Consider the following 25,213-nt stretch of genomic DNA (forward strand, 5'->3'; position numbering starts at 1 on the left):
AAATAAGGATTTTTAAAATTGCAGAAGGAGAGTCTGCCCTGTCCGGGCGGACTCTCCTCAACTCTCTTCAACGCTTCTCAAAAAATTGCAGTTTTGCTTTTCGAGCCTATTCAGATATCTCTGCGGACGATGATTCAGGCTGCGCTTCTTCCTCTGGCACTGTCTCTGTTCCCGGAAGATAATAGCAGATTACCGGAGTGCCCTTCTCCACATAGCTATAGAGCTCCTGCGCCACGGAAACCGGAAGATTGATACAGCCGTGCGAACCGTTTGTTTTGTAGATGTCTCCGCCAAAAGAGCTTCTCCATCCGGCGTCGTGCATGCCGATATTGCCGTTAAAGGGCATCCAATAGGATACCGGAGTCTCGTAGTTTTCCCCTGTCAGAGTCGCGTCGCGTTGTTTATAGGTAATACTGTACACCCCGTCCGGTGTGTCGTACCCGCGGGAGGCGTTGCCGGACACAAAATCTGACTCCAGGATCAATGTGCCGTCCTGGTAGAAGAACAGATGCTGCGCGGTCAGATTAATTTCTACATAAGTATTTCCATAATCGGGTGTTTCGTAGGAGGCGGCTGTCTGGTAATAGACCGGAGTACGTTCTCCGCTTTCCCCGTTTTCGATCATTTCGGCCAGCTCTATGGCCTCCTGGGTATAATTCATCCACCAGCCGTAATCTCCGGAATCAATCGTAATTTCCTGTCCATAGCTGGTTTTAAAGGTCCGGGAGCGGAAAATGGTATCGTATTTTTTGCGGAGCGTGGCTACATATTCCTCCACCTTTTCCTGATCCAGTCCGGTCTCGAAGCCGTCGATGGTTACCCACGTGCTAATGGTGGCGCCGTCAAGGACCTCCTTATTTTCCCCAAAGGTATAGGTGATGGTAACGGCTGTGTATTTCTGCGCTTTTTCCAGGGCAGCCTGAAGCCGTTCGTCATCGGAAGTGACCTGCGGCTCATGATAGCAGCCCTCCTGTTCCAGATCTATCTGCTCTGTCAGGCTTTCGACTGCAGCGCTGACAGCCTCCAGCGTCTGTTCGTAATCCAGTTCATTTCCCCGTGTCTCCGCAATAATCTGGAAGCCATTTTCCGGTGTGTATTCAGAAATACTGGCGTCAACGGGAGAAACGGCAGAGTCATCCTGAAGCCCATTAAGCTGACAGACCTGGGTCTCCAACGCTGTGTTATCGTATGTCAGCAGCTCTTCCGTCTCATGAGTCTCTCCGGCGGCCAGAAACCAGAGCCATTTATTCTGCTGCCTCAGGATCTCGTCCAACGGTTCCGCAGAGCTGTATTCTAATGAAATGTCTTTCCCTGCAATCGTTTCCGCCAATGGAGCTCCGTCAGACTGACGCTCCGTAATCTGCAGGGAATAATTCTGCACCTGCTCCGTCAGCTCCTGCACCGTCATGTTCGACACGTCAATCTGGTCAATCACAGTCCCCCTTAAAAAATGGCTGTGGTAATAAAATACGCCGCCCACGTAAACAGCAGCGGCTGCAAGGAGCAGAAATAATAAAACGTTCCGCCGTGCAGTTTTCATCTTTTGCTTTTTTCTTTTCGGCATATTCGTCTTCGGTCCTTTCTGTACCGCCTACCCTTCATATAGTGAATGAGGAAAGCGATTCCTTTATTACTATTGTAATTATACAAACGGCTTCCCCGGGGGACAATATCTTTTTTCTTAAATTTTTTTAAATCCGGGTTGAAAGGAGAAGGGAATATGATACACTGAAGTTACGAAAAGATCTCAGAAATACGGAAATGTGCCCTGCGCAGGCTGAAGCAGTTGCAGCCTTATGCATTCTGGCATTGACTTTTTCGCGGGAACGATTTATATTCAAAGACAGCTTGTGTCAGAATGCAGGACCCGGAAGTTCTGTTTTTAAGTAAAATCATGTAAAAGGAGAAAAGTTGTAATTGTGTGCTCATACACAATATCATAAGTGCCAAAAATGAAAAAATTAGCTTTAAGTGATGAAATCTTATTGAAAATAGACAAGCCTGCCCGGTATCTGGGAAATGAGATCAACGCCGTTTTAAAGGATCCGGAGAAGGTGAACGTACGTTTCTGCATGTGCTTCCCTGACGTATACGAGATCGGCATGTCCCATCTTGGCATCCAGCTCCTTTATGACATGTTTAATCAGAGAGAGGATGTCTGGTGCGAGCGCGTCTATTCCCCCTGGGTAGACCTGGATCAGATTCTGAGAGAAAGGAACATCCCGCTGTTTGCGCTGGAATCCCAGGACCCGGTGCGGGAATTTGATTTTCTGGGAATTACGCTTCAGTATGAAATGTGCTATACGAATATTCTTCAGATTCTGGATTTGAGCGGAATCCCCTTAAGTGCCGCAGACCGAACCTGGGCGGATCCGATTGTGATCGGCGGCGGTCCCTGCGCCACAAACCCGGAGCCGCTGGCGGAGTTTTTTGACCTCTTCTATATCGGAGAGGGCGAGACCTCTTACTTTGCCCTGCTGGATGCTTATAAGGAAGTGCGGCAGGAAGGCGGAAGCCGGCAGGAGTTTCTGGAGCGGGCGGCACAGATCCCTGGAATCTACGTTCCCTCTTTCTATGAAATTACCTGTCATGAGGATGGCACGATCGCTTCCATGGAGCCTGTAAATTCCCATGCGCCCAGAAAGGTGGAAAAGCAGGTAGTGACCGACCTTACTCATACGTATTATCCGAAGAAACCGCTGGTACCCTTCATCAAGGTCACCCAGGACCGTGTGGTTCTGGAGATCCAGAGAGGCTGTATCCGCGGCTGCCGTTTTTGTCAGGCGGGTATGCTGTACCGGCCTACACGGGAGCGTTCCCTGGAAATGCTGGAACAGGCGGCCCTTGATATGCTGGAAAGCACCGGACACGAGGAGATCTCCTTAAGCTCTCTTAGCTCCAGCGATTATTCGCAGCTTCCGGAGCTGGTGACATTTCTTATTGATACTTTTGGAAACAGGGGGGTCAATATCTCCCTGCCTTCCCTGCGCATTGACGCCTTCTCTCTGGATGTCATGAGCAAGGTGCAGGATATCCGCAAGAGCAGCCTGACCTTTGCGCCGGAGGCCGGTTCCCAGCGTCTGCGCGACGTGATCAACAAGGGCCTGACCGAGGAAGTGATTCTGGAAGGAGCAGGACAGGCTTTTGAGGGCGGCTGGAACAAGGTAAAGCTCTATTTTATGCTGGGTCTGCCCACGGAGACAGAGGAGGACCAGAAAAGCATCGCCTGGCTTGCGGAGCGGATCGCCCGCCGCTATTACGAGATCCCAAAAGATCAGCGGAACGGAAAATGTCAGATCACCGTCAGCACCTCCTTCTTTGTGCCGAAGCCCTTTACGCCCTTCCAGTGGGCCCGCATGTGCACACGGGAGGAATTTCTGGAAAAGGCCCATACGGTAAACACGGAAATAAAAGCCCAGCTGAACCGCAAGAGCATCAAATACAACTGGCACGAGGCGGACGTCACAGTGCTGGAGGGAATCTTCGCCCGCGGAGACCGGAAGGTATCGAAGGCGCTTCGTCTTGCTTACGAGAAGGGCTGCCTTTTCGATTCCTGGTCCGAGCATTTCCATAATGAGCTCTGGCTGGAAGCCTTTGACGAGGCGGGCATCGACACCTCCTTCTACACGACACGCCAGAGAAAAACGGACGAGATCTTCCCATGGGACTTTATTGACGTCGGTGTGACAAAGAGGTTCCTGCTGCGGGAATGGGAGAGAGCCCATGAGGAAAGCGTTACGCCCAACTGCCTGATGCAGTGCCAGGGCTGCGGCGCGGGCCGTTACCATACCGGCGTATGCCCCGGCGCGTCCGCGTCCGGCACGGCACAGGAAAAGGCCCCGGAAGGAGGCACACTGGTTTCTTCTGAAACCGCACAGGAGAGAAAGAAAGGAGAAAATCAGGCATGAAAATCCGCATCAAATTCCGTAAATACGGCATCATGAAATTTATCGGCCATCTGGATATCATGCGCTATTTCCAGAAGGCTATGCGCAGGGCTGACATTGACATCTGCTATTCCAGCGGCTTCAGTCCCCATATGATTATGTCCTTTGCATCCCCGCTTGGAGTGGGGCTGACCAGTGACGGCGAATATCTGGATATAGAGATTGGAAACGAACAGTCCTCTGCTTCTGCGGTGAAGCGTCTGAACGCAGTGATGGCAGAAGGCGTCGAGGTCCTTTCGTTCCGCAGGATCCCGGATGAAAAATCCTCCAATGCCATGTCTCTTGTAGCGGCCGCTGACTACGAAGTGCGTTTCCGGGAGGAAAGCATCCTTCCAGAAAGCATCATGGAAGCCTGGACCTCCTTTTGCAGCCAGAATTCCATCTGTATCGTTAAGAAAACAAAAAAAGGCGAACGGGAACTTGATCTGAAGCCGTTAATCTATGAATCCCGCTGCGAAAAGGACGGCTCCGGACGTATCTGCATTTCTCTGCGTCTGTCAGCCGGAAGTGCCGACAATATCAAGCCAGAGCTGGTAATGGATGCATTTGCGTCATACGCAGGCTTTGCTGTTCCGGATTTCGGCCTTCTGATTCACCGGAGGGAGCTTTACGCCGATACAGGCCTGGAAGGAGCGGAGCGCTTTGTAAGCCTGGAGGATCTGGGAGAGGAGTTCTAGAAATGGAGGAACAGGGAAATTTTCTCGTGACCCGGCTTTCTGTCCACGGAAAAGAAAGGGTTGTCAGCGCATATTATGAAAACGGCCACGCTGCAGAGCTTTCCTGCCTGTCCTCCGGCGCAGGCTCCCTGCTGGGCAATATTTATGTGGGAAAGGTAAAAAATATCCTGTCAAATATCAATGCGGCTTTTATAGAGATCGCAGACGGCGTCCTCTGCTATTATTCCCTTGCAGACGGGGAAGCGCCGCTATATGCCTCGCCCGGAAGGCATGCGAGGCTTGCCGCTGGCGATGAGCTTCTTGTGCAGGTAAGCCGGGAAGCTGTCAAGACAAAGGCTCCGACTGTCAGCTGCAATCTGAACTTTGCCGGAAAATATCTGGTGCTTACCACAGGGAAAAGGAAGCTCGGTATTTCTTCCAGGCTGGACCAGGCAGAACGCCAGCGGCTGCGCCAGCTTGCAGAGCCCTTTCTCCAGGAAGACCTCGGCATCATTGTCCGGACCAATGCGGCTGGAGCCGGAGAGGCGGAGCTGAAGGAGGAGCTGAGCCGTCTGACTGCCCTTGCCCGGCAGACCATAGAGACCGGACGAAATCAGGTATGCTTTTCCCTTATATACCGGGAGCCTCCCGTCTATGCGGCCAGAATCCGGAGCCTGCCTCAGAGCCGGCTTTCCAAAATTATAACGGATGATCGTATCATTTATGAGGAGCTTTCCTCATACCTTTCGGAATACCAGCCGGAGGACTTGAATAAGCTGCAGCTTTATGAGCAGGAAGCGCCTTCCCTGAACAGTCTTTACGGAATTGCAGGAGCGCTGGAAGAGGCTCTGCGGGAGCGGGTATGGCTGAAATCCGGCGGCTATCTGGTGATTCAGCCTACCGAAGCCCTTACGGTGATTGACGTGAATACCGGGAAATACCAGGGGCGGAAAAAGCAGCAGGATACGTTCTTTAAAATCAATAAGGAAGCAGCCGCCGAGATTGCCAGGCAGCTCCGCCTGCGGAATCTGTCCGGCATTATCATCGCGGATTTTATTGATATGGAGGCACAGGAGGATCAGAAGGAGCTTATGGATTATCTGGCTTCTGAGCTGAAGCACGATCCGGTAAAGACGACGCTGGTGGATATGACGGCGCTGGGGCTGGTGGAGATTACACGGAAGAAAACGCAGAAGTCGCTTTTTGAGCAGGTATACAGTGACTGAGCACGGACGCCCCGCCGCCCCGGTTTCCTTCCAGAACCCGCTTGCGCTCCTGTCAAGCGTAGCGGTACTAAGGCTTCCCGGGCCAAAGAGCGGCCCGGGAAGCTTTAGTTTCGACGCTCTCCAAGGGTTCTTTCAGGAAACCGGGGCGGCGGGGCTGTTCGTGACAGGCCCTGTACACCTCCTGAAAAAGCCGCACAGGAAAGGAAGGCAGTATATGAAGTACGATTTTACGACAATTATGGACCGGCTTGGGAAGGATGCCATTGCTGTGGATATTCCCAGCTCCGGCAGCGGAAACGGTTTTTTCGCAGATGCAAAAATAAAGGACGGCTTTTCTGTGATCCCCATGTGGGTGGCAGACATGAATTTTCCCACACTTCCGGCGGTCTCTGAGGCGATTGTGGAGAGGGCGTCACATCCGGCTTATGGATATTTTCAGCCCACAAAAGCCTATTTTGATGGAATTATCCGGTGGCATGAGGAGCGCTATGGTACCACGGGCCTTGCGAAGGAATGTATCGGATATGAGAATGGTGTGCTGGGCGGAGTGGTGAGTGCTCTGAAGATCTTGTGCCAGCCAGGGGATTCCATTGTGGTCCAGTCCCCTACCTATATCGGTTTTACACACTGCGCAGAAGACAATGGCTGGAATCTGGTCCTGAATCCGCTCCTACAGGATGAGCAGGGAGTGTGGCGGATCGACTATGAGGATCTGGAAAAAAAGATTGCGGATGGAAAGATTCATACGGCCATTTTCTGTTCTCCCCATAATCCGGCAGGCCGTGTATGGGAAGAGTGGGAAATCCGAAGGCTGATGGAGCTCTATCAGAAATATGATGTGCATGTGATCTCGGATGAGATATGGGCTGACCTGACAATGCCCGGATACCGCCATATTCCCACACAGATGATCTCGGATGACGCCAGGATGCGCACCATAGCCTTCTATGCGCCTTCCAAGACGTTTAATCTGGCCGGCCTTGTGGGCTCTTATCATGTGATTTACAATTCCCTGCTGAGGGATCGGATCACAAAAGCAGGAGCCTCCACCCATTACAATTCCATGAATGTACTTTCCATGCATGCTCTGATTGCTGCTTACAGCCCCGAAGGACAGGAATGGCTGGATGAGCTTCGCCAGGTCCTGAAGAGCAATCTGGAGTATGCGGTTTCCTTTATCCATGACAATTTTGCGGGAATCCGGACGGTCATGCCTCAGGGGACCTATATGCTGTTTCTGGACTGTACAGACTGGTGCCGGGAACACCATACGACGATTGATGATTTGCAGAAGGCAGGCATTGAGGTGGGGGTGATTTGGCAGGACGGCCGGCCCTTCCACGGAGACTGCCATATCCGCATGAATCTAGCGCTGCCTCACAGTCTTGTCACAGAAGCCTTCGACCGCCTGAAGAAATATGTCTTTGTATAAATAATTTCCTGAAAACTCTTGACCCTGACGCTGCGTCATGGCTTACAATGGCCTTACACGGGAGGGATAGTTATGCGGACAGTAAAAGAAGTAAGCAGGCTCACAGGGGTAAGTGTGCGCACCCTGCATTATTACGATGCAATCGGTCTTCTGAAACCTGCAGAAGTAACGGAAGCGGGTTATCGGCTGTATGACGATACGGCACTTGGCCGTCTGCAGAATATTTTACTGTTTCGGGAACTGCAGTTTCCACTGAAGGAGATCAAAGCAATTCTCGACAGCCGGGATTTTGATCCATCGGAAGCTCTGGCACAGCAGATCAAACTGCTGGAACTGCAGTATCAGCATATCGGGGAGCTTATCTCTTTTGCCCGTGAAATCCAGAAAAAAGGAGTAAGAAATATGGATTTTCAGGTTTTTGACACGAAAAGGATGGAAGACTATAAGTCAGAAGTAAAGGAAAGATGGGGCGGCACCAGAGAATATCAGGAATATGAGCAGAAACAGGAAAAAGCCGGTGATTCCGCTGAAGCAGGACGGCGGATGATGAATATATTTGCTGAGCTTGGAGCGCTGAGGCAGCTTTCGCCATCCGACAGATCAGTACAGGAAAAAATCATTGCGCTGCAGAACTTTATTACAGATAATTACTATACCTGTACTGACAAAATTCTTGGTGAGATGGGAAAAATGTATGTGGACGACGAGCGCTTTAAGCGCAATATCGACAAAGCCGGCGGCGAAGGAACAGCCGAGTTTGTAAAAAGAGCCATTGAAATTCACTGCGCCAGATAAGCAGCTCGTGATTTCCATTGGCTTTTCCAATACCCTGCCCGTGCTGTTTTACGCACAGTGAAGACATTTTTATTTGTGTCTTTCTGACGGGCTATATCGGACAGAGCATGAAGCGGAAGCGCCTGCCGGCTGAGATATTCCCGGAAGAACCCTTGGAGAGCGTCGGCACTTGGCATGCCGGGCCGCTTTTTGGCCCGGCATGCCTTAGTACCGTTACGCTCGACAGGAGCGGAAGCGAGTTCTGGAGGGAATACTCAGCCGGCAGGCGGGCACCACGTATCTCTGTCCAATACAGCACATCATCCCAGGCACAAAGCAAAAATTTCTGAACCTCCTCTTGACAGCCCGGTACACCTATGCTATTATATTACGGATGCCGCACAACGAGGTATAAGTATGCGCATTTTTATCTGTTCCAGTTTTATCTAGCCGGCTTTTCAGACGGAAGACAAGAGAAAAAACGGATGGAGAGAAGAGGCGCATCACCAAAATTGGCGAGTAAATAATCAGGAGGTGCCACAGAATGTACGCAATCATTGCAACAGGTGGTAAACAGTACAAAGTATCCGAAGGCGATGTCATCAGAGTAGAGAAGCTTGGCGTAGAGGCAGGCGAGACCTACAATTTTGACCAGGTTCTGGCAGTCGGCGGAGACACTCTGACCGTAGGAACCCCGACAGTAGCCGGCGTTACGGTAACTGCATCTGTAATCGGTGACGGCAAGGGCAAGAAGGTCATCGTTTACAAGTACAAGAGAAAATCTGGATATCACAAGAAAAACGGCCACAGACAGCAGTACACGGCAGTTAAGATCGAGAAGATCTCTGTTCAGTAATCGTCATGACAGCCGTTACCATATATAAGAGATCCGGACAGTACGCAGGCTTTGTCATAGAAGGACATGCCGGATATGGCGAGGAAGGCGAGGATATTGTGTGCGCAGCAGTCAGCGTTTTGTCGCTGAATACGCTGAATTCCATAGAAGCCTTTACCGAAGACAGGTTTTCAGGAGAAGAGAAGGACGGCTATTTGAGCTGCAGCTTTCCGGAAGCGCTGTCGGAGAAAGCCGTATTGCTGCTGGATTCCATGGTACTTGGACTGACAGACATTCAACGAAGCTATGGAAAATCATACATCAGGATTGTATTCAAGGAGGTGTAAGATCATGTTACAGATGAACCTTCAGTTGTTCGCTCATAAAAAGGGAGTAGGTTCCACAAAGAACGGCCGTGATTCCGAGTCCAAGAGACTGGGAGCCAAGAGAGCTGACGGACAGTTTGTAAAGGCTGGAAACATTCTTTACAGACAGCGCGGAACCAAGATTCACCCGGGTGTGAACGTAGGACGCGGCGGAGATGACACCCTGTTCGCTCTGACTGACGGAGTTGTCAGATTCGAGAGAAAGGGAAGAGATAAGAAGCAGGTTTCTATCGTCCCGGTAGCAGCAGAATAAGTTGGTTTGAGGCTTCAAGTCGGTAGATTTGAAGCCTCTTTTACTCAGAAATAAGTCTTCCGGCTGGCAGGGGCGGTAAGGTCCTTCTCCGGAAGCAGACAGCTTTTTGCAGGAGATTAAAAATGTTTGCAGACAGAGCAAAAATATATATCCGTTCAGGCAAGGGCGGCGACGGACATGTGAGCTTCCGCAGGGAGCTGTACGTGCCGAACGGCGGGCCCGACGGCGGTGACGGCGGCCGGGGCGGCGATGTGATTTTTGAAGTAGACGAGGGACTGAATACCCTCTACGATTACCGTCACAGGCGTAAGTTTAAGGCGCAGGACGGAGAAGAAGGCGGAAAACGGCGCTGCCATGGAAAGGATGGCGGCGATATCATATTAAAGGTTCCGGAGGGAACGATCATTCGGGACGCAGAAAGCGGCAGGATAATCGCTGATATGTCGGGAGAGAACCGCCGCCAGACCATTTTGAAGGGCGGCCGGGGCGGAGCCGGCAACCAGCATTTTGCCACTTCTACCATGCAGGTTCCCAAGTATGCCCAGCCGGGGCAGCCGGCTCAGGAGCTGGAGGTGGTGCTGGAGCTGAAGGTCATCGCGGACGTAGGCCTGGTAGGCTTCCCGAACGTAGGAAAGTCCACGCTTCTTTCCAGAGTGACGAACGCGCAGCCCAAGATTGCCAATTATCATTTCACGACGCTGACGCCGAATCTGGGTGTTGTGGATCTGGAAGGCGGCGGAGGCTTTGTGATTGCGGATATTCCGGGACTGATCGAGGGAGCTTCCGAGGGCGTGGGACTGGGCCATGAGTTCCTGCGCCATATTGAGCGCACCCGTGTGCTGATCCATATGGTGGACGCAGCCTCCACGGAGGGCCGCGATCCAATCGAGGATATTTATGCGATTAACAAGGAGCTGAAGGCCTATAACGAAGAGATTGCGGCCCGTCCTCAGGTAATCGCAGCCAACAAGGTGGACGTATTGGGCGGAGACGAAGAGCCCATAGAACGGCTGAAAAAGGAATTTGAGCCCCAGGGAATCCGGGTATTTCCCATATCGGCAGTAGCAGGACAGGGACTGAAGGAGCTCCTTTACCATGTGAAAGAGCTTCTGGATGCGGCGCCGCAGGAGGCCGTCATCTTTGAGCCGGAATTCTTCCCGAGTGAAGAGCTGGTTTATGTAAATCTGCCTTATACTGTGGAGAAATCCGAGGAAGAGGAGGGCGTCTATATTGTGGAAGGTCCCCGTATCGAAAAGATGCTGGGCTACACAAATCTGGATTCCGAGAAGGGATTTGCGTTCTTCCAGAAATTCCTGAAGGATACAGGCATCCTGGACGAGCTGGAGGAAGCGGGGATCCAGGAGGGAGATACCGTGCGGATGTACGGACTCGCCTTTGATTATTATCGATAGGAAACAAAAGGACAGGCGGAATCATCCGCCTGTTTAGATAAAGGAGAAATTATGACAAGCAAGCAGCGGGCATATCTGAAAAGCCTGGCGATGACGATGGATCCGATTTTTCAGGTGGGAAAATCCTCCGTTACGCCGGAGCTTACGAAGGCCATTGAAGAGGCACTTGCAGCCAGGGAGCTGATCAAGCTCAGTGTGCTGCAGAACTGCGCCGATGATCCCCGGGAAATTGCGGAGCTGATCGCGGACAGAACACGTGCCCAGGTCGTGCAGGTAATTGGAAAGAAGATCGTTCTTTACCGCGAAAACAAGGACGAAAAAAATGGGAAGAAGAAAATTGTGCTTCCCGTATAATCGGGAAGGAATTTGGAGCGAAGGCGGCTTATGGGGAAGGAAAGACGAAAGAAAGTAGGGATTCTCGGGGGAACCTTTGATCCCATTCATACGGGGCATCTGATCCTGGCGGAGGAGGCCTGCGAGGCTTTTTCTCTGGACTATGTGCTGATCATGCCGAACGGCAATCCGCCCCACAAGGCAGGGCAGGTTCACGCATCCATGGCTCAGCGCACACGGATGGCGGAGCTTGCGGTGGCGGATAATCCGCACCTTCGTGTCTCTGATTTTGAAAAAACCCCCCAGGATTATCATTATACCTACGAGACGCTCGAGTTTCTCGCAGAGCAGAATCCGGATACAGAGTATTATTTTATTCTGGGGGCGGATTCCCTGATGCTCTTTCATACCTGGAAGGAGCCCCAGAGAATCTGTGATCAGTGTGCGATTCTGGCTGCTGTCCGGGATGGCATGAGGCCTCTGGAGCTTGAAAGCTGGATAGAGGCGCTTACGAAAAAATACGGGGCAAGGATCTATCCGCTTTCGACCACGAATATTGATATATCCTCGAATATGATTCGGGAAAAAGTGCAGAGCCGCCGCAGTATCCGCTATTATGTGCCTGCTCCGGTGGAAGCGTATATTTATGCAGAGGGACTGTATCTGCCGGGGAGGGAAAGCTGAATGAAAAATTATGATATGAAGGCCTATCAGAAGAAGCTTAAGCATGAAATGGACGACGGCAGGTACCAGCATACGCTGGGAGTCATGTATACCTGCGCCGCCCTGGCCATGCGTTATGAGTATGACATTCAGAAGGCGCAGCTGGCAGGTCTTCTCCATGACTGCGCAAAGTGTATTCCAAATGGAAAAAAGCTGAAGCTTTGTGAAAAGCACAATATTCAGATTACAGAAGTGGAACGCCGGAATCCGTTTCTGCTTCACGCGAAGCTGGGGGCGTTTCTGGCGATGCATCAGTATGGCGTAAATGACAGAGAGATCGTCAGCGCCATCTTAAATCATACAACAGGAAAGCCTAACATGTCGCTTTTGGATAAGATTGTCTATGTGGCAGATTATATCGAACCGCGCCGCAATAAGGCTCCGAATCTTCCGGAAGTGCGAAAGCTGGCGTTTCTCGACCTGGACGAGGCGCTCTACAAGATACTTTCAGATACCCTGAATTATCTGGATAAGGGCTCCGGAGAGATCGATGAGATGACGCTGAAAGCCTATGAATATTATAAGGCGGAGAGAGAAGAGGCGTTGGAAGGTAAATCGGATAAGGAGGAAAAGGAATGACACAGACACAGTCGAAGCAGATGGCCCGGCTGGCCTACGAGGCGCTGGAAGACAAAAAGGCAAAGGATATCCGTATTCTGGATATTTCAGAGATTTCGGTCCTGGCAGATTATTTTCTGATTGCCAGTGGTTCCAATAAAAACCAGGTTCAGGCTATGGTCGATAATGTGCAGGAGGAGCTTCACAAAGCGGGCTTCTCACCGCGGCAGGTGGAAGGCTATCAGACGGCCAGCTGGATCCTTTTGGATTACGGCGATATTATCGTCCATATTTTTGATGAGGAAAACAGGCTGTTTTATGATCTGGAGCGTATCTGGAGAGACGGTGCCTTCATCTCCCCGGAGGCTCTGAAGGAGGCGTAGGCTTCCATGATATTGACAGGGGTCATTATCAATTTTACGGCGATTATTCTCGGCAGCGCAGCCGGACTTCTGCTTAAAAAGGGGATTCCGGAGAGCATGGGAGAGTCTGTGATGAAGGCCATAGCACTCTGCGTGATATATATCGGCATCAGCGGTTCTCTGGACGGAGAAAATGTGCTGATTGTGATTATTTCCATGGCTGCCGGCACTGTGATTGGAGAAGCGCTGTCGCTGCAGGAACGCCTGGAGCGCTTGGGCGCCTGGGTGCAGTCAAAATGCCGCCCCTCAGAAAATGGTGTCTCGGTGGCGGAAGGCTTTGTCAATGCCAGCCTCTTGTTCTGTATCGGAGCTATGGCGATTGTAGGCTCTCTTCAGAGCGGTCTGTCGCTGGATCACAGCACCCTGATAGCCAAATCCCTGATTGATGGCATAACAGCTGTCATACTCGCATCCAGCATGGGAATCGGAGTAATGTTTTCCAGTATTCTCTGCTTTCTCTATGAAGGCTGCATTGTTGTGTGCGCAGGTTTTCTCGAGCCATATCTCACAGCCTCCGTGATCAATGAAATGACCTGCGTAGGCTCGCTGCTGATCATTGGCATCGGTATTAATATGATGTTTAAAAACAGGATTCGTGTTATGAATTCCATACCTGCCGTTTTACTGCCAATTCTGCTGTGCAGACTGATGTAAAGTAAAGGCTGCCGCGGCAGGCATTCGATAAAAAACAGTTAACGGGCAGAGATCGGATTGGGGGAAGAAAAAGACATGAGCAGTATTCAAAAGATTACGCAGATTACACAGAACCGCTTTCTGAATATGTATGATCTGGATGTCGTGCACCGGACGGGGAAAAAGGGCCTCTACCATGTGGCTTCCCGGGCCTGCAGCGTTGCGGAGCTGAAGCTCTCGACAAGGGTCAATAAGGCGGACGGCGTGATCATATATGCCCTTTACGGGCAGGCGAGGGAGCGGGTGGTTCTGATCCGGCAGTACCGATACAGCATTGCAGATTATATCTATGAGTTTCCGGCTGGTCTTGTAGATGAAGGGGAAGATTTTCATGAGGCAGGTATTCGGGAGCTGAAAGAGGAGACAGGACTGACCTTCCATCCCCTGGAGGTCGATCCCATGTACTCGAGGCCCTATTTTACCACCATTGGAATGACCGATGAATCCTGCGCGGCCGTATATGGCACGGCAGACGGCCGGATTTCCAGGGAAGGGCTGGAGGACAGTGAGGAGATCGAAGTGGTTCTTGCGGACAGGACAGAGATCCGGAGAATTTTGAAGGAAGAAAATGTATCTCTGATGTGCGCATATATGATGATGCATTTTCTCCATTCAGATCCCGCCGATCCGTTTGCGTTTCTGGAGGTAGAAGCATGACACTGGAAGAACAGCTGGAAATCTGGCATCAGAATAACGAATATCAGAAAATCATTGACGAGCTGGAAAGGATTCCGGATGCAGAGCGCGGTCATGAGCTGACCGGACTTCTGGCGCGGGCCTATGAAAACGCGGCAGGCGGCACAGAACATCCGGAGTATCATCTTCATGCAATCGAGCTGCTGGAAAGCGCGGTGGAAGAGGAGGATCCCAACTGGAATTTCCGTATGGGCTTTGCGCTTTACTGGCTGGACAGAGAGGAAGAGGCGATTCCTTATTTCGAAAAGATCTTTCTGCTGATTTCATCCGATCCCGAGACCCAGAAATTCTGGGAGGATGCGCGGGAGCTTCTGGATTATTGCCGGATGCAGGCGGCCAGAAAACGGAGCCGTCAGAAAAATGTGCCTTATCTTTCCATGTCGAAGAGAGTCTGGTAAAAAAACCTTCTGATGCGTCCTTTCTGCAAAGGGCTGTTTATCAGAAGGTTTTTCATAGCGCTTTAAAGGCTTGCAATTCTTTTTATGTTACCGGAAGAACCGAAATACGCCGAATACCTTTCCAAGAATCTGACAGTCTGGCACAATAATCGGCTCCATCGTATCATTTTCAGGCTGAAGGCGGATGTGATCCGCTTCGCGGTAAAAGGTCTTTACTGTCGCTGAGTCATCCACAAGAGCTACTACCATATCCCCGTTCCGGGCGGTCTGGCTCTGCTCTACAATAATGGTATCTCCGTCGAAAATCCCCGCGTTGATCATGGAATCTCCCTTTACCTTCAGCATAAAGCACTGTTCATTCGGCATAAATTCCATCGGAACGGGGAAATAGGAATCTATGTTCTCCACAGCCAGGATCGGTTCACCGGCTGCCACTTTTCCAACGATAGGAACATTTACAACCTCTCTGCGCGCCAGATTGAAATTGTCATCGATAATCTCAATCGCCCTGGGCTTTGTAGGATCGCGGCGGATATAACCGTTCTTTTCCAGGGTCTCCAAATGGGAGTGGACGGAGGAGGTGGATTTCAGATCCACGGCTTCACAGATATCACGAACCGAAGGGGGATAGCCCTTGTTGATAATCTGGGATTTTATATATTCAAGTATTTCTGACTGCTTTTTTGAAATTTTTCCGTAGGGCATGCTGTATATTCCTCCTTCATTATATACTTCAGTATAGCACATGTATCCGGCAGATGCAAACAAATGTTTAGAAAATTTGTTCTGGTCTGGCAGGTTTACGTAAATAAATTATGTCTACTATATGAACGTTGTATAACAAATACGCTGTAAATGTAAACGATCCATGAACTTTAAAGGAATCCATAATTTTATCTGGTATCCCGTAATGATTTATGATATAATTATTACTAAATTATTACACTCTCAGCGTTTGATTGCAGAGAATGTTTTTGCATGCTGGGGGAAAACACACAGGAAGGAACCAGAAGATGAAAAAACATGCAGCATGGCTTCTGCTGGCGTTAAGCCTTGTATGTCTTACAGGCGCTGCAGGCTGCGGAAGCAGGGAAGAGGAAGAGGTTTCAACTGCAGATACCTTTTCTACGGAGGATGAAGTTATCCCTGAAGAGACAGAAGAGGAAGAGGAGGTAGAGGAAGAGGTAGCTCCGGAGGGAATGTACCGCAGTGAGCTGACGAACGAGTGGATCAGCGAGGATCTGAAGGACCAGCGGCCGATTGCCGTGATGGTGGACAACGAAAAAACAGCGCTTCCTCATTACGGGCTGACTCAGGCCGACGTCATTTATGAGATGATGAACAGCACACAGAATGGACAGATCACGCGTTTTATGGTTTTGGTAAAGGATTACGACAGCATTGATCAGCTCGGCAGCGTCCGCAGCGTACGTCCGACCAACTTTATGATTGCTCCTGAGTGGAACGCTATCGTATGCCACGACGGAGGACCTTTCTATATCAACAGCTTCCTGGAAAATGATTACGTAGATCATTTCAGCGGTACCTTTTCCCGCGTAGACAATGGAAAGCCCCGGGAATTCACTGAGTACATACTGCCGGGTGATATGGACAAGAATTTCAATAATTCTGACGTAGATCGTAATTACAATGAATATGCTCCCACAGAGCCTCATTTTGAATTCGCTTCTGAGAGCAATCCGGTAGATTTGACGGATGAGATCGGAAGCAAGGCCTGCACACTGGTGGATCTTCCGTTCCCGCACAACGGCTCAGAGCTTAATTACGACGAGGCCTCCGGAACCTATCTGTATTCCGAATATGGCTCCGCACACCTGGATCCGGGCAATGGAAACCAGCAGCTGGCATTCAAGAATGTCATTCTTCAGAAAATGAGCTACAATCAGCTTGACGATCATGGTTATATGGTCTGGAACTGCCTGGCGACTGGAATGGAAGGCTATTACATTACAAACGGTCAGGCGATACCGATTACCTGGAGCAAGATTTCCGATACGGACCGCACGATCTATTATGATATGACAGGCGATGAAATCACCGTCAATACTGGAAAGACTTATATCGCTTTTGTGGCTGATGAAGTGTGGGATCAGCTGGTAATTGAGTAATCGATAGATACATAGATGTTATATCAGAAAAAGCGCAGACAAACGTTCAGTCTTGTCTGCGCTTTTGCATGAATTTTATTTTGCATGGATGGGGTTTGGGAACGAGGATGATATTCCATTCAATCCAAGGTTTCACGGAGCCTGACGGCCTTTGCGGCCCTTCTCCGCCGGTTTTCATCCTGCGCCGCATAATGCTTTCTTGTGGTATTTACATCCTTATGTCCGAGGACGTCTGCTACCAGGTAAATATCGCCTGTTTCCTGATAGAGACTTGTACCGTAGGTGCTCCGAAGCTTGTGAGGCGTGATTTTTTTCAGCGGCGTCACCTGGCGTGAATATTTTTTTACCAGGTTTTCTACCGCGCTTACGCTGATACGCCGGTTTTGCGTGGAATAGAAGAGGGCCCGCTCGTGACCGGTCTGAGGGATCACCAGCTTCCGGCTGCCTTCGATATAGCCTCTGAGTGCCTGCTCCACTTCCTCTCCAAAATAGACGATCATCTCAGAGCCGCCTTTTCGCGTCACCTTAATGCCGTTATTGTTGAAATCAATGTCTGTGATATCCAGTCCAACACATTCTGACACGCGGATTCCCGTACCCAGAAGAAGCGTGACAATCGCCAGATCGCGCTCCTTTGTTTTTTCATAATATACCTTTCGCTGACCGGTCAGGCTGTCTCCGCCGTGCTCGATAAAATCGAGCAGGCGTGCGGTCTCATCAGCGTCCAGACGGATGATGGCTTTTTCGTGGAGCTTCGGCATGTCCACAAAGACGGTAGGGTTCGTCTGGATCATTTGACGTTTGTAATAGTAGGCATAGAAGCTTCGCAGGGCCGACATTTTCCGTTTCAGTCCGCGTTCTCCGTTTGTCACAGAGACGGTAGAGCCGTCCGTTTCATCCCTCTGGTATAATTTCAGGTATTCTTCATATTCTTCGATATCCACAGCCTCCAGCCTGTCCAGATCAGTCACCTTAAAATCTGTGATCTGGTAATTTTTGTAGTATGGATTTTCCTCCATCAAAAAGCGGAAGAAGACTCTGATATCGTATGCATAGGAAATTCGTGTACGGGTGGATGTAGTAGGCTCCACAGCTCGGAAATAGTCTTTGGCAAATGGAGGAAGCGTCTTTAAGATTTCCCTCAGCTTTTGAATATTTGTCATGTCTGTCTGTTCGTGGTAGCTTCTGTATTCCATGATTTCGGTAATTTCTCCTTTCAGTTGTGTAAAAGCCTATAGGATAAGTATAGCATCCGGTGCTTTTTATGTCAATCTATGAGAAAAACATGGATTTGTCGTATAGATCTCTGAGCCTATCTTCCTGCGTGAACAGGCATGCCAATCAGCGATCACTCGAAGGAACCGCAAAACAGATTAAAAAAGAAAGCTGCAATCTCTCGATTACAGCTTATATTCTGTCGAATAATATGGAAGAATTAAATATTGTCCGGAAACGATGGAATCCGTATCTGCCAGGGAATTTAATTCCTGTACCTCACGAATGTAAGCCTCGCGGGATTCATAATGCTGTTCATCCATATAATCATCTGCCAGCTCCCAGATGGTATCTCCGGGCTGAATCTCTACATTGGCATAATATTTGTAATATGTGACCTCTGGTTCCTTTGCCTCGGCTTCTGACAGAAAGCTGCCGAAAAGAATCGCCAGGGCCAAAGCAAGGCAAAGGGATGAGATCAGGATCATCAGGTTCTTTTGTCTTCTGTATTGCCTTCTTCTCGCGTAAGCATTCTTTCTTTCGTACATAAGATGTGCCTCCCCAAAACATGTTCTCCAGACATGTCCTCAAATAATCTGACTCAATAGAAACGAACAACTGTTCTTATGAATGTATTATAAAACACGAACATTCGTTTGTCAATACATATGTTCGGAAAATGTGTTCGATTTTCGAAGAGCTTTGTTTTGAGAACACAACATAGAATAGGGAGACCGCAAGCGCGCACGCGGTCCCTGGCAATAAAGGGATTTATTCGGCAGTAAACAGCGGCGTGGAATAATACCGGTCGCCGGAGTCAGGGAGAAGAGCCACGATGGTCTTCCCCTTATTTTCGGACCGTTTGGCCAATTCCAGGGCCGCCCAAAGCGCGGCGCCTGATGTGATCCCTGCCAGGATTCCTTCTTTCCTGGCAAGAAGACGGCCTGCGGCGAAAGCGTCTTCACTCTTTACAGGGATGACTTCGTCATAAATTTCTGTATTCAGTACAGCCGGGATGAAGCCCGCGCCGATTCCCTGAAGCTTGTGAGGACCGCTTTTGCCCTGGGATAATACCGGGGAATCTGACGGCTCTACAGCTACGATTTTAACGTCCGGCTTCTGGGCCTTCAGGTACTCTCCCACTCCTGTCAATGTGCCGCCTGTCCCTACGCCTGCCACAAAGATGTCCACCTGTCCGTCTGTATCCTTCCAGATTTCCGGACCTGTCGCGGCTCTATGAGCTGCCGCGTTGGCAGGATTGTCAAACTGTCCGGGAATGAAGCTGCCAGGAATCTCTGCAGACAGCTCCTTCGCTTTACGGATAGCGCCAGCCATTCCTTCAGAGCCAGGAGTCAGCACGATTTCTGCACCGTATGCCTTTAAAATATTTCTGCGCTCTGCGCTCATCGTGTCTGGCATCGTCAATATCATGCGGTAGCCTTTGACTGCGGCAATGGCGGCCAGACCAATGCCTGTATTTCCAGAGGTGGGCTCTATGATCACGGCCCCCTCTTTTAAAAGTCCTTTATCTTCTGCATCCTCGATCATGGACCTTGCTGCACGATCCTTGACGCTGCCTGATGGATTCAGATACTCCAGCTTAACCAGAACGGAGGCAGAAAGTCCAAGCTCCTTCTCGATGTTTTCCACTTCTGCCAGAGGCGTATTTCCGATAAGCTCCATGATATTATGATAAATAACTGCCATATTCTGATAATCTCCTTTTCTCCAATTTTATTTAAGGGTATCTTACCGCTCCAGAACAAAAAAGTCAACGGCTCATCTTTTTCTTGCCAGCCCCTCCTCATGCAGGTATAATGGAAAAGGTGTACCTTAAGCTGACAAGGATACAGGATTTTCAGAATCAGAAAAGGGAGGAATCATATGAAGCTGCAGCAGCTTTTAAGCTATACGAGACGTGCCGTAGATGATTTTCACATGATAGAGCCTGGGGATAAAATCGCTGTGGGCATCTCTGGGGGAAAGGACAGCCTTACGATGCTTTATGCCCTTCACGGATTACGCCGTTTCTATCCCGCGCCCTTTGAGATCGAGGCGATTACGGTGGATCTGGGCTTTCCGGACTTTGATTTAAGCCAGATTCAGGCTCTCTGCAGAGAGCTGAATGTTCACTATACAATCGTAAAAACAGATATTTATGAGGTTGTATTTCATGTCCGAAAAGAAAGCAGCCCCTGTGCTCTCTGCGCAAAAATGCGAAAGGGCGCGCTTAATCAGGCAATCAAGGAAACCGGCTGCAATAAGGTGGCCTATGCCCACCATAAGGATGATGTGGTGGAAACCATGCTGCTTTCCCTGATCTTCGAGGGACGTTTTCATTCCTTTGCCCCGGTCACTTATCTGGACCGTATGGATTTGACTGTAATCCGGCCTTTGATGTACGTGGACGAAGCGGATGTCATCGGATTTCAGCATAAATACCAGCTTCCCGTCTGCAAAAGCCCCTGTCCTGCGGACGGACATACCAAGCGGGAATATGCAAAAGAGCTTCTGCAGAAGCTCTGCCGTGAAAATCCCGGCGCCAAGGAACGGATGTTCCGGGCTGTTGTGGATGGAATTTACAGTCCCTACCGAGAGCTGGAATATATCCAGAGCCTTCGGAATCCATTTCATTCCAAACCATAATATTCATATAAGAAGGGAGCATTCTCCGCTGATTTTGGAGAACGCTCCCTTCTTATATCCAGGAAATTCTTTTTGCATGTGCTTCAGCCCTGCGGCCCTGGCTCTCAGGCCTCTTCTATCTCGCTGTGGAATTCCTGCAGAGATTTTACTTCCAGCTTGCCGCCCTTTTCCCTTACCTTGCGGATGCCTTCTGTCGTAGCGATGGCCGCCGCCATGGTGGTCATATAAGGAATCTTACCCTTTACGGCAGCCTTGCGGATATAGCTGTCATCGAAACGGCTTTCCTTACCGGAAGGCGTATTGACGATCAGCTGGATCTGGCCGTTGGCAATGACATCATATACATTCGGATGGCCTTCCTGCAGCTTCTTGATCTTTTCGGCAGGAATCCCTGCTTCCCGGATCATATCACAGGTGCGGCCTGTCGCAAGAATCTTGAAGCCGTCCTCGTAGAAGCCCCGGGCAACCTGCACCACCTCAGGCTTATCGCGGTCGCTTACGCTGATCAGAACCGTTCCTTCAAGGGGCAGAGGCGTCTGAGTGGCTTCCTGAGCCTTGTAGAAGGCTTCTCCGAAGTTGGAGGCCAGTCCCAGCACCTCGCCTGTAGAACGCATTTCCGGTCCAAGCAGCGGATCTACCTCCTGGAACATGTTGAACGGGAAGACTGCTTCCTTTACGCCGTAATGATGGAATTTCTTTTCCTTCAGCTGCGGTACGGGGGACGGAGTTCCGGTCAGCTCTTCTGTGATAACCTGAGTAGCCAGCTGCACCATCTGGATATCACAAACCTTCGATACCAGCGGCACAGTACGGGAGGCTCTCGGATTTGCCTCCAGCACGAATACCTTGCCGTCCTCAATGGCATACTGCATATTCATCAGGCCGCAGACATGCATCTCTTCCGCAATCTTCTTTGTATATTCTTTGATAGTCCTTACATTTTCCTCAGAAATATTCAGGGAAGGCAGAATGCAGGCGGAATCTCCGGAATGTACGCCGGCCAGCTCAATATGCTCCATGACGGCCGGCACAAAGGCATGGGTTCCGTCGCAGATGGCATCGGCTTCGCATTCCATCGCGTGATGAAGGAAGCGGTCAATCAGAATCGGACGGTCCGGAGTCACGCCGACAGCGGCCCGCATATATTCCTTCATGCTTTCCGGATCGTGAACGACCTCCATACCCCGGCCGCCCAGCACGTAGGAAGGACGCACCATAACAGGATAACCGATCTTCTCAGCGATCTCCAGAGCTTCTTCCACATCGACTGCCATGCCGGCTTCCGGCATGGGAATTCCCAGCTTTTCCATGATAGCCCGGAAATGATCCCGGTCCTCCGCAAGATCGATAATCTCCGGACTGGTTCCCAGAATGCGCACACCGTTTTTCTCCAGATCCGCCGCGAGGTTCAGGGGAGTCTGGCCGCCGAACTGTGCAATCACACCCACAGGCTTTTCCTTTTCGTGAATGCTTAATACATCCTCCAGCGTCAGGGGCTCAAAATACAGCTTGTCTGAGGTGTCATAATCTGTAGACACAGTCTCCGGATTACAGTTTACAATGATCGTCTCAAAGCCCAGCTTTTTCAGAGCAATGGCCGCGTGTACGCAGCAGTAGTCAAATTCAATTCCCTGGCCGATTCGGTTGGGGCCTCCGCCCAGAATCATAATCTTGGGCCGGTCTGTATTGACGGTACTTCTGTCCGGCGCGTTGTAGGTGGAATAATAATAAGCGCTGTCCTTTGTGCCGCTTACATGTACGCCCTCCCAGGCCTCAGTCACACCGATCTCTGTCCGGGCCTTCCGGATTTCATCCTCGGAAACCTCCAGAATCTGAGCCAGATAACGGTCGGAGAATCCGTCCTGCTTTGCTTTTTTCAGAGCTTCCGGAGACGGAACGCTTCCCTTTGACTTCAGAAGCTCCTCCTCCTCTTCCACCAGCTCTCTCATCTGATCGATGAAGTAAGGCTTGATCCTGGTGAGCTCATAAAGCTCCTCTGTGGTGGCTCCCTTGCGGATAGCTTCATACATGATAAACTGACGCTCGCTTGTAGCTACATCCAGCATCTTCAGGAGCTCTTTCTTTGTCTTATCATGGAAGTTTTTCGCAAAGCCAAGGCCGTAGCGGCCAATCTCCAGGCTTCGGATAGCCTTCTGGAAGGCTTCCTTATAGGTCTTTCCGATGCTCATGACCTCACCTACGGCGCGCATCTGCGTGCCCAGCTTGTCTTCCACGCCTTTAAATTTCTCAAAGGCCCAGCGGGCAAACTTGATTACCACATAATCTCCGTCCGGCACATACTTATCCAGTGTTCCGTATTTGCCGCAGGGAATTTCATCCAGTGTCAAACCAGAGGCCAGCATCGCGGAAACCAGTGCGATCGGGAAGCCAGTTGCTTTGGATGCCAGAGCAGAGGAACGGGAGGTACGGGGATTGATCTCGATGACGATGTCTCTGTCTGTCACCGGGTCGTGGGCCCACTGTACATTGGTTCCGCCGATGACCTGAATTGCTTCCACAATCTTGTAGGATTTTTCCTGGAGACGCTTCTGGACGTTTTCCGGAATCGTAAGCATGGGCGCGGAACAGAAGGAATCGCCCGTGTGTACGCCAAGAGGATCGATATTTTCAATAAAGCATACGGTAATGATATTGTTCTTGCTGTCGCGGACTACCTCCAGCTCCAGCTCCTCCCAGCCCAAGATAGACTCTTCTACGAGTACCTGGCCCACAAGGCTGGCCTGCAGGCCTCTTGCAACGACTGTTTTCAGCTCTTCTACGTTATATACAAGGCCGCCGCCTGCGCCGCCCATGGTATATGCGGGACGCAGCACTACCGGATAACCCAGCTTTTCTGCGATAGCCACTGCCTCATCTACACTGTAGGCCACCTCACTGCGTGCCATTTCAATGCCAAGGCTGTCCATCGTATGCTTAAATTCAATCCGATCCTCGCCGCGTTCAATAGCGTCTACCTGAACGCCAATAACCTTTACGCCATATTTGTCCAGTACACCGGCTTTTGAAAGCTCAGAACAGAGATTAAGACCGGACTGGCCTCCCAGATTCGGAAGGAGCGCGTCTGGCCTTTCCTTTTCAATGATTTGTGTCAGCCGTTCCACATTCAGCGGCTCAATATAGGTGACATCGGCCGTTCCCGGATCTGTCATGATCGTGGCCGGATTGGAATTTACGAGTACAATCTCATAACCCAGCTTTTTCAAAGCCTTGCAGGCCTGGGTGCCGGAATAATCGAATTCGCAGGCCTGACCAATGATAATGGGGCCTGAACCGATAATCAATACCTTGTGGATGTCCTGTCTTTTACTCATTTTTTCTTCTCCCTGTACATTTCTGAATCCAATATTATGGTAAAGGGGCCGTCATTGACCAGCTCTACCTGCATTTTGGCGCCAAACTCTCCCTGCTCAACCACAGGAATCTCCCGGCGGCAGGATGCTATCATATATTCGTACAGCTCTCTGGCTGCTTCCGGATCGCCCGCGTCTGTAAATCCGGGCCGGTTGCCGTGTCTGCAGTCTGCGTACAGCGTAAACTGCGATATCATCAGCAGCTGGCCGTCCACATCCTTCAGCGATTTATTGATCCTCCCGTTTTCGTCCGAAAAAATACGCAGGCCGATCATTTTGCGAACCAGACGGTCTGCGTCCTCTCTTGTGTCTCCCTGACCGATGCCCACCAGAACAAGATAGCCCTGGCTGATGCGGCCTATCACGTTCCCGCGCACCGTCACCGATGCGCGGGAAACTCTTTGTATTACAAGCTTCATCTGCGATTCCTTTGCTGTCTGTCAGATTTTTTCGTGATCCCTTTCTTTGTAAGCCACGAATTCCCGGATCATGTGAATGGTTCCGTCAATACCGAGACTGGCTGTATTCAGGCAGAGATCGTAGCCTGTCGCTTCGCCCCATTTCTTATTCGTATAATAATTGTAGTAGCTGGCACGGCTTTTGTCCGTCTTTTGAATCAGATCCTTTGCCTTGGAATCTGTCACATCATGACGGCGGGCAATCCGGGCGATACGGGACTGCATATCCGCATACAGATAGACATTGACTACATTCGGGAAATCTGCCAGCGCATAATCTGCACACCGTCCTACGATTACGCAGGGGCCTTCCTTGGCAATATCCTTAATTGCATTAAACTGTGCCAGGAAAATCTTGTGATTCAAAGGCATCTCCGCAAAGGCGGCTGTCGAATATCCCATGGAATAGGTATCCATAACAAGAGAATACAGGAAGCTGTTTGTCGGCTTCTCGTCGTAATTCTCGAATATCTCCTGGCAGAATCCGCTGTCCTTTGCGGCCCGCTCCAGAAGCTCTTTGTCATAGAAAGGAATCTTCAGCTCCTCCGAAAGCTTTTTCCCGATATCATGTCCACCGCTTCCATACTGGCGGGCAATTGTGATGATTGTATTATTTGCCATATACCTCCGTCTCCTTTCCAGTATTTCTT

Annotated in this window: 26 protein-coding genes; 18 read left to right on the plus strand and 8 right to left on the minus strand. The window is 50.3% G+C overall.

Going from position 1 to position 25,213, the window contains the following annotated elements; all coding sequences use genetic code 11:
* Positions 1-106: 106 nt before the first annotated feature.
* Positions 107-1,540, minus strand: a complete 1,434-nt coding sequence (locus B5E77_RS12800; protein WP_162609696.1) for a L,D-transpeptidase family protein — start codon at positions 1,538-1,540, stop codon at positions 107-109.
* 412 nt (positions 1,541-1,952) lie between these two features.
* Between B5E77_RS12800 and B5E77_RS12805 the strand changes: the two genes are divergently transcribed.
* The 16 genes from B5E77_RS12805 to B5E77_RS12880 all read left to right on the plus strand — a co-directional run bounded on the left by B5E77_RS12805 (position 1,953) and on the right by B5E77_RS12880 (position 14,744).
* Positions 1,953-3,908, plus strand: a complete 1,956-nt coding sequence (locus B5E77_RS12805; RefSeq protein ID WP_087165742.1) for a TIGR03960 family B12-binding radical SAM protein — start codon at positions 1,953-1,955, stop codon at positions 3,906-3,908.
* Positions 3,905-4,624, plus strand: a complete 720-nt coding sequence (locus tag B5E77_RS12810; RefSeq protein WP_087165743.1) for a TIGR03936 family radical SAM-associated protein — start codon at positions 3,905-3,907, stop codon at positions 4,622-4,624. The genes B5E77_RS12805 and B5E77_RS12810 overlap by 4 nt, the downstream gene beginning before the upstream one ends.
* A gap of 2 nt (positions 4,625-4,626) precedes the next feature.
* Positions 4,627-5,829: a ribonuclease E/G gene (locus B5E77_RS12815; RefSeq protein ID WP_087165744.1), complete on the plus strand. Its 1,203-nt coding sequence runs from the start codon at positions 4,627-4,629 to the stop codon at positions 5,827-5,829.
* Between the two features lie 214 nt (positions 5,830-6,043).
* Positions 6,044-7,261 carry a MalY/PatB family protein gene (locus B5E77_RS12820; protein ID WP_087165745.1) on the plus strand — a complete coding sequence of 406 codons (1,218 nt, stop codon included), beginning with the start codon at positions 6,044-6,046 and terminating at the stop codon, positions 7,259-7,261.
* Positions 7,262-7,333: 72 nt separating this feature from the next.
* On the plus strand, positions 7,334-8,056 hold the full coding sequence (locus B5E77_RS12825; RefSeq protein WP_087165746.1) for a MerR family transcriptional regulator: 723 nt from the start codon (positions 7,334-7,336) through the stop codon (positions 8,054-8,056).
* A gap of 523 nt (positions 8,057-8,579) precedes the next feature.
* Positions 8,580-8,891, plus strand: a complete 312-nt coding sequence (gene rplU, locus B5E77_RS12830; RefSeq protein ID WP_087165747.1) for a 50S ribosomal protein L21 — start codon at positions 8,580-8,582, stop codon at positions 8,889-8,891.
* A 5-nt stretch (positions 8,892-8,896) separates the two neighbouring features.
* Positions 8,897-9,217, plus strand: a complete 321-nt coding sequence (locus B5E77_RS12835) for a ribosomal-processing cysteine protease Prp (RefSeq protein ID WP_087165748.1) — start codon at positions 8,897-8,899, stop codon at positions 9,215-9,217.
* A gap of 4 nt (positions 9,218-9,221) precedes the next feature.
* On the plus strand, positions 9,222-9,509 hold the full coding sequence (gene rpmA, locus B5E77_RS12840; RefSeq protein WP_087165749.1) for a 50S ribosomal protein L27: 288 nt from the start codon (positions 9,222-9,224) through the stop codon (positions 9,507-9,509).
* A 122-nt stretch (positions 9,510-9,631) separates the two neighbouring features.
* Complete coding sequence (gene obgE, locus B5E77_RS12845) at positions 9,632-10,921, plus strand: GTPase ObgE (RefSeq protein ID WP_087165750.1); 1,290 nt, start codon at positions 9,632-9,634, stop codon at positions 10,919-10,921.
* Positions 10,922-10,972: 51 nt separating this feature from the next.
* Positions 10,973-11,275, plus strand: a complete 303-nt coding sequence (yhbY, locus tag B5E77_RS12850; protein WP_087165751.1) for a ribosome assembly RNA-binding protein YhbY — start codon at positions 10,973-10,975, stop codon at positions 11,273-11,275.
* A gap of 30 nt (positions 11,276-11,305) precedes the next feature.
* Positions 11,306-11,938 carry a nicotinate-nucleotide adenylyltransferase gene (gene nadD, locus B5E77_RS12855; protein ID WP_087165752.1) on the plus strand — a complete coding sequence of 211 codons (633 nt, stop codon included), beginning with the start codon at positions 11,306-11,308 and terminating at the stop codon, positions 11,936-11,938.
* Positions 11,939-12,556: a bis(5'-nucleosyl)-tetraphosphatase (symmetrical) YqeK gene (gene yqeK / locus B5E77_RS12860; RefSeq protein WP_087165753.1), complete on the plus strand. Its 618-nt coding sequence runs from the start codon at positions 11,939-11,941 to the stop codon at positions 12,554-12,556.
* Entirely contained in the window at positions 12,553-12,918 is a 366-nt protein-coding gene (gene rsfS, locus B5E77_RS12865) for a ribosome silencing factor (protein WP_087165754.1), read from the plus strand. The genes yqeK and rsfS overlap by 4 nt, the downstream gene beginning before the upstream one ends.
* 6 nt (positions 12,919-12,924) lie before the next feature.
* Positions 12,925-13,611: a DUF554 domain-containing protein gene (locus B5E77_RS12870; RefSeq protein WP_087165755.1), complete on the plus strand. Its 687-nt coding sequence runs from the start codon at positions 12,925-12,927 to the stop codon at positions 13,609-13,611.
* A gap of 75 nt (positions 13,612-13,686) precedes the next feature.
* Entirely contained in the window at positions 13,687-14,307 is a 621-nt protein-coding gene (locus B5E77_RS12875; protein ID WP_087165756.1) for an NUDIX hydrolase, read from the plus strand.
* A complete protein-coding gene (locus B5E77_RS12880; protein ID WP_087165757.1) occupies positions 14,304-14,744 on the plus strand; it encodes a hypothetical protein in 441 nt (146 codons plus the stop codon). Before B5E77_RS12875 ends, B5E77_RS12880 begins: the two co-directional genes overlap by 4 nt.
* A gap of 87 nt (positions 14,745-14,831) precedes the next feature.
* Here the strand turns inward: B5E77_RS12880 and lexA are convergent, their stop codons facing one another.
* Positions 14,832-15,449, minus strand: coding sequence for a transcriptional repressor LexA (gene lexA / locus B5E77_RS12885; RefSeq protein ID WP_087165758.1), 618 nt, complete (start codon positions 15,447-15,449; stop codon positions 14,832-14,834).
* Between the two features lie 308 nt (positions 15,450-15,757).
* Between lexA and B5E77_RS12890 the strand changes: the two genes are divergently transcribed.
* The gene (locus B5E77_RS12890) at positions 15,758-16,873 is read left to right on the plus strand and encodes a DUF3048 domain-containing protein (RefSeq protein ID WP_087165759.1); all 1,116 of its coding nucleotides are present in this window, start codon (positions 15,758-15,760) and stop codon (positions 16,871-16,873) included.
* A gap of 119 nt (positions 16,874-16,992) precedes the next feature.
* Here the strand turns inward: B5E77_RS12890 and B5E77_RS12895 are convergent, their stop codons facing one another.
* The 3 genes from B5E77_RS12895 to cysK all read right to left on the minus strand — a co-directional run bounded on the left by B5E77_RS12895 (position 16,993) and on the right by cysK (position 19,795).
* Positions 16,993-18,069, minus strand: coding sequence for a tyrosine-type recombinase/integrase (locus B5E77_RS12895; RefSeq protein WP_087165760.1), 1,077 nt, complete (start codon positions 18,067-18,069; stop codon positions 16,993-16,995).
* Positions 18,070-18,273: 204 nt separating this feature from the next.
* Positions 18,274-18,636, minus strand: a complete 363-nt coding sequence (locus tag B5E77_RS12900) for a LysM peptidoglycan-binding domain-containing protein (RefSeq protein WP_087165761.1) — start codon at positions 18,634-18,636, stop codon at positions 18,274-18,276.
* Positions 18,637-18,859: 223 nt separating this feature from the next.
* The gene (gene cysK, locus B5E77_RS12905; RefSeq protein WP_087165762.1) at positions 18,860-19,795 is read right to left on the minus strand and encodes a cysteine synthase A; all 936 of its coding nucleotides are present in this window, start codon (positions 19,793-19,795) and stop codon (positions 18,860-18,862) included.
* 177 nt (positions 19,796-19,972) lie between these two features.
* Between cysK and B5E77_RS12910 the strand changes: the two genes are divergently transcribed.
* Positions 19,973-20,734, plus strand: a complete 762-nt coding sequence (locus B5E77_RS12910; RefSeq protein WP_087165763.1) for a tRNA lysidine(34) synthetase — start codon at positions 19,973-19,975, stop codon at positions 20,732-20,734.
* Positions 20,735-20,838: 104 nt separating this feature from the next.
* Here the strand turns inward: B5E77_RS12910 and carB are convergent, their stop codons facing one another.
* The 3 genes from carB to B5E77_RS12925 are packed head-to-tail and all read right to left on the minus strand — an operon-like array spanning position 20,839 to position 25,184.
* Positions 20,839-24,066, minus strand: coding sequence for a carbamoyl-phosphate synthase large subunit (gene carB, locus B5E77_RS12915; protein WP_087165764.1), 3,228 nt, complete (start codon positions 24,064-24,066; stop codon positions 20,839-20,841).
* The gene (gene dtd / locus B5E77_RS12920; protein WP_087165765.1) at positions 24,063-24,524 is read right to left on the minus strand and encodes a D-aminoacyl-tRNA deacylase; all 462 of its coding nucleotides are present in this window, start codon (positions 24,522-24,524) and stop codon (positions 24,063-24,065) included. Before dtd ends, carB begins: the two co-directional genes overlap by 4 nt.
* Before the next feature lie 21 nt (positions 24,525-24,545).
* Positions 24,546-25,184 carry a cytidylate kinase-like family protein gene (locus B5E77_RS12925; protein WP_087165766.1) on the minus strand — a complete coding sequence of 213 codons (639 nt, stop codon included), beginning with the start codon at positions 25,182-25,184 and terminating at the stop codon, positions 24,546-24,548.
* Positions 25,185-25,213 lie beyond the last annotated feature (29 nt).

The organism is Lachnoclostridium sp. An131 (assembly GCF_002160825.1).
Classification (GTDB): domain Bacteria; phylum Bacillota; class Clostridia; order Lachnospirales; family Lachnospiraceae; genus Laedolimicola.